Annotated in this window: 3 protein-coding genes; all 3 read left to right on the forward strand. The window is 61.9% G+C overall.

Translation table 11 applies throughout. The features are described from left to right. On the forward strand, positions 1-285 hold a 285-nt coding region (gene sdhC, locus NOV72_RS31680), incomplete at its 5' end, for a succinate dehydrogenase, cytochrome b556 subunit (protein WP_106858439.1). A gap of 2 nt (positions 286-287) precedes the next feature. Further along, positions 288-656 carry a succinate dehydrogenase, hydrophobic membrane anchor protein gene (gene sdhD / locus NOV72_RS31685; RefSeq protein ID WP_106858440.1) on the forward strand — a complete coding sequence of 123 codons (369 nt, stop codon included), beginning with the start codon at positions 288-290 and terminating at the stop codon, positions 654-656. Between the two features lie 5 nt (positions 657-661). Continuing rightward, a partial coding sequence (locus NOV72_RS31690; protein ID WP_146150070.1) for an FAD-dependent oxidoreductase occupies positions 662-1716 on the forward strand: 1055 nt, incomplete at its 3' end.

The following is a 1716-nucleotide window of genomic DNA, read 5'->3' on the forward strand; positions in this document are numbered from 1 at the left end:
TTCGTGTGTCTGCCGTTCATCCTGTACCTGCTCGATCAGAGCCTCACGTCGGAGATCTCGTTCGACGCGTTCAAGGGCTTTCTCGCCAATCCCATCGTCAAGATCGTCACGCTCGTGTTGTCGTGGGCGTATCTGCATCACTTCTGCGCGGGCATTCGCTTCTTGCTGCTCGACACCCACGTCGCGGTGAACAAGGAAGGCGGCAAGCAGACCGCGCTCATCGTGTTGATCGTTTCGCTGTTGCTCACGCTCGCGATGGCCCTCAAGATCTTCGGAGTGTTTTAAACATGGCAACGCAAAATCGAGTCGGCCCGAAGCGCCTGGTCGTCGGCGCGCATTACGGTCTGCGCGACTGGCTCGCGCAACGCATCACCGCGGTCGTGATGGCGGTCTACACCGTCATCCTGCTGTTCTGGTTCTTCGCCGCGCACAACTTCTCCTATGAAGGCTGGGCCGGCATCTTCGCGACGCAGTGGATGAAGCTCGCGACTTTCGTAGCCTTGCTTTGCCTCTTCTATCACGCGTGGGTCGGCATTCGCGACATCTGGATGGACTACGTCAAGCCGATGGGCGTGCGCCTGCTTCTGCAAGTGCTGACCATCCTGTGGCTGATCGGATGCGCCGGCTACGCCGCACAGATTCTCTGGAGAGTGTAAAGAATATGGCTGCAATCAAGACTTCCCTGCCGCGTCGCCGCTTTGACGTGGTCATCGTCGGCGCGGGCGGCTCGGGCATGCGCGCATCGCTGCAACTGGCGCGCGCGGGGCTCTCCGTTGCCGTGCTGTCGAAAGTGTTCCCCACGCGCTCGCATACGGTCGCGGCGCAAGGCGGCATCGGCGCATCGCTCGGCAACATGAGCGAAGACAACTGGCACTATCACTTCTACGACACCATCAAGGGCTCCGACTGGCTCGGCGACCAGGATGCAATCGAGTTCATGTGCCGCGAAGCGCCCAACGCGGTGTACGAGCTGGAACACATGGGCATGCCGTTCGACCGCAATGCGGACGGCACGATCTATCAGCGTCCGTTCGGCGGTCACACCGCGAACTACGGCGAGAAGCCCGTGCAACGCGCATGCGCCGCCGCGGACCGCACCGGTCACGCATTGCTGCACACGCTGTATCAACAGAACGTCGCGGCTAAAACGCACTTCTTCGTCGAATGGATGGCGCTGGATCTGATCCGCGACGCCGATGGCGACGTGCTCGGCGTGACCGCGCTCGAAATGGAAACGGGCGAGGTCTACATTCTCGAAGGCAAGACGACGCTGTTCGCCACGGGCGGCGCGGGCCGCATCTTCGCGGCATCGACGAATGCGTTCATCAATACGGGCGATGGCCTCGGCATGGCCGCGCGTTCGGGCATCGCGCTGCAGGACATGGAGTTCTGGCAGTTCCACCCGACGGGCGTGGCGGGCGCGGGCGTGCTGATCACCGAAGGCGTGCGCGGCGAAGGCGGCATTCTGCGTAACTCCAATGGCGATCGCTTCATGGAACGCTATGCGCCGACGCTGAAGGATCTCGCGCCGCGCGACTTCGTTTCGCGTTCGATGGACCAGGAGATCAAGGAAGGGCGCGGCGTCGGTCCGAACAAGGATCACGTGCTGCTGGATCTGTCGCACATCGGCGCCGAGACGATCATGAAGCGTCTGCCGTCGATTCGCGAGATCGCGCTGAAGTTCGCCAACGTCGATTGCATCAAAGAGCCGATTCC

Origin of the sequence: Caballeronia novacaledonica, assembly GCF_900258035.1 — a bacterium.
GTDB lineage: Bacteria > Pseudomonadota > Gammaproteobacteria > Burkholderiales > Burkholderiaceae > Caballeronia > Caballeronia novacaledonica.